Annotated in this window: 1 rRNA gene; it reads left to right on the plus strand. The window is 53.0% G+C overall.

Annotated features, from left to right (window positions below):
• The first annotated feature begins 270 nt into the window (after positions 1–270).
• Positions 271–3,195: ribosomal RNA gene (locus OB236_RS35090) — 23S ribosomal RNA — on the plus strand.
• Positions 3,196–3,346 lie beyond the last annotated feature (151 nt).

A 3,346-nucleotide genomic window follows, 5' to 3' on the forward strand; every position in this document is an offset into this window, starting at 1 on the left:
AGCCGTATCGGAAGGTGCGGCTGGATCACCTCCTTTCTATGGAGATACCGCTTCTGCAAACGAAGCGTATCAGCAATATACGTTGCCAATGGCAACAACAACGCTCACTCGTTGATCAGTTTTGAGAGGATAAACTTCTCTCTGTAAAGCTTGTTCCTTGACAACTAGATACCGAAACGAAACAAATGTTTAGAGCAGCGTTACTTAACTTCGGTTGAGTAACAAATCCACATAGATCTATCCTAACGGATAGGACTTATTAGCGGAATTGGTTAAGCTAATAAGAGCACACGGAGGATGCCTAGGCACTAGGAGCCGAAGAAGGACGTGGCGAACGACGAAATGCCTCGGGGAGCCGTAAGCAGGCTTTGATCCGGGGATGTCCGAATGGGGGAACCCGCATGAGGTAATGCTCATGTACCCGATAGTGAATACATAGCTGTCGAGGAGGCATACGAGGGGAACTGAAACATCTAAGTACCCTCAGGAGAAGAAAACAATAGTGATTCCGTCAGTAGCGGCGAGCGAACGCGGAACAGCCCAAACCTAAGAGCTTGCTCTTAGGGGTTGTGGGACGTCAACATCGGGTTAGCAGAATAGGTGAAGCAGTCTGGAAAGGCTCATCACAGAGGGTAACAATCCCGTAACCGAAAATCTGCGAAACCTGTAGACGGATCCCGAGTACCGCGAGACACGTGAAACCTCGTGGGAATCCGGCAGGACCATCTGCCAAGGCTAAATACTCCCTAGTGACCGATAGTGAAGCAGTACCGTGAGGGAAAGGTGAAAAGAACCGCGGGAGCGGAGTGAAATAGAACCTGAAACCGTGTGCTTACAAAAAGTCAGAGCCCGTTTATGGGTGATGGCGTGCCTTTTGTAGAATGAACCGGCGAGTTACGTTCCCGTGCAAGGTTAAGGTGAAGAGCCGGAGCCGCAGCGAAAGCGAGTCTGAATAGGGCGACTTGAGTACGTGGACGTAGACCCGAAACCGTGTGATCTACCCCTGCCCAGGGTGAAGGTGCGGTAACACGCACTGGAGGCCCGAACCCACGCATGTTGAAAAATGCGGGGATGAGGTGGGGGTAGCGGAGAAATTCCAATCGAACTCGGAGATAGCTGGTTCTCCCCGAAATAGCTTTAGGGCTAGCCTCGGAGTTAAGAGTCGTGGAGGTAGAGCACTGATTGGGTGCGGGGCCCGCCAAGGGTTACCAAGTCCAGTCAAACTCCGAATGCCACAGACTTATATCCGGGAGTCAGACCGTGAGTGCTAAGATCCATGGTCAAGAGGGAAACAGCCCAGACCATCAGCTAAGGTCCCCAAGTGCAGGTTAAGTGGGAAAGGATGTGGAGTTGCCCAGACAACCAGGATGTTGGCTTAGAAGCAGCCACCATTGAAAGAGTGCGTAATAGCTCACTGGTCGAGTGACTCTGCGCCGAAAATGTAACGGGGCTAAACCTGCCACCGAAGCTATGGCTCGAACAACTAGATTGTTCTTGGGTAGGGGAGCGTTGTGTAGAGGTTGAAGGTGTACCGTAAGGAGCGCTGGACACTACACAAGTGAGAATGCCGGTATAAGTAACGAAAAGACAAGTGAGAATCTTGTCCGCCGAAAGCCTAAGGGTTCCTGAGGAAGGCTCGTCCTCTCAGGGTAAGTCGGGACCTAACGCGAGGCCGAAAGGCGTAGTGGATGGACAACTGGTTGAAATTCCAGTACCACCGTGAACCGTTATGAGCAATGGGGTGACGCAGAAGGATAGTGACGCGGACTGATGGATGTCCGTCCAAGCAGCGAGGCTGGTGTGTAGGCAAATCCGCACACTGTTAAGGCTGAGCTGTGATGGGGAGCGAAAATTACAGTAGCGAAGGTCATGAGTTCAAGCTGCCAAGAAAAGCCTCTAGCCAGGGAGAAGGTGCCCGTACCGCAAACCGACACAGGTGGGCGAGCAGAGTATGCTAAGGCGCGCGGAAGAACTCTCGTTAAGGAACTCGGCAAAATGACCCCGTAACTTCGGGAGAAGGGGTGCCTCGGTAGGGTGAATAGCCCGAGGGGGCCGCAGTGAAAAGGCCCAAGCGACTGTTTAGCAAAAACACAGGTCTGTGCGAAGCCGTAAGGCGAAGTATACGGGCTGACGCCTGCCCGGTGCTGGAAGGTTAAGGGGAGTGGTTAACCGCAAGGTGAAGCTATGAACCGAAGCCCCAGTAAACGGCGGCCGTAACTATAACGGTCCTAAGGTAGCGAAATTCCTTGTCAGGTAAATTCTGACCCGCACGAATGGCGTAACGACTTGGGCGCTGTCTCAACGAGAGATCCGGTGAAATTTTACTACCTGTGAAGATGCAGGTTACCCGCGACAAGACGGAAAGACCCCATGGAGCTTTACTGCAGCTTGATATTGAACTTGGGTACGATCTGTACAGGATAGGTGGGAGCCATTGAAGCATGAGCGCCAGCTTGTGTGGAGGCGACGTTGGGATACCACCCTGATCGTATCCGAGTTCTAACCTCGCACCGTGATCCGGTGCAGGGACCGTGTCAGGTGGGCAGTTTGACTGGGGCGGTCGCCTCCTAAAATGTAACGGAGGCGCCCTAAGGTTCCCTCAGAATGGTTGGAAATCATTCGCAGAGTGTAAAGGCACAAGGGAGCTTGACTGCGAGACAAACAGGTCGAGCAGGGACGAAAGTCGGGCTTAGTGATCCGGTGGTACCGAATGGAAGGGCCATCGCTCAACGGATAAAAGCTACCCTGGGGATAACAGGCTTATCTCCCCCAAGAGTCCACATCGACGGGGAGGTTTGGCACCTCGATGTCGGCTCATCGCATCCTGGGGCTGAAGTAGGTCCCAAGGGTTGGGCTGTTCGCCCATTAAAGCGGTACGCGAGCTGGGTTCAGAACGTCGTGAGACAGTTCGGTCCCTATCTGTCGTGGGCGCAGGAAATTTGAGAGGAGCTGTCCTTAGTACGAGAGGACCGGGATGGACGTACCGCTGGTGTACCAGTTGTTCCGCCAGGAGCACGGCTGGATAGCTACGTACGGAAGGGATAAGCGCTGAAAGCATCTAAGCGCGAAGCCCCCCTCAAGATGAGATTTCCCAATTAGTAAGACCCCTTGTAGACGACGAGGTAGATAGGTTCGGGGTGGAAGTGCCGCAAGGTATGGAGCTGACGAATACTAATCGGTCGAGGGCTTATCCAAGAAAGGTCTTGCAAGTGAAAGCGAGTGAGACGCGCTGCTCAAGCGTAAAGTGAAGTTTCGGATCTAGTTTTCAGGGAGCAATGCATCCATTGTTTCTAATGATCATGGAGAGATACCCAAGTGGCTATAAGGGGACCCTCTGCTAAGGGGT

The organism is Paenibacillus baimaensis, assembly GCF_025567575.1.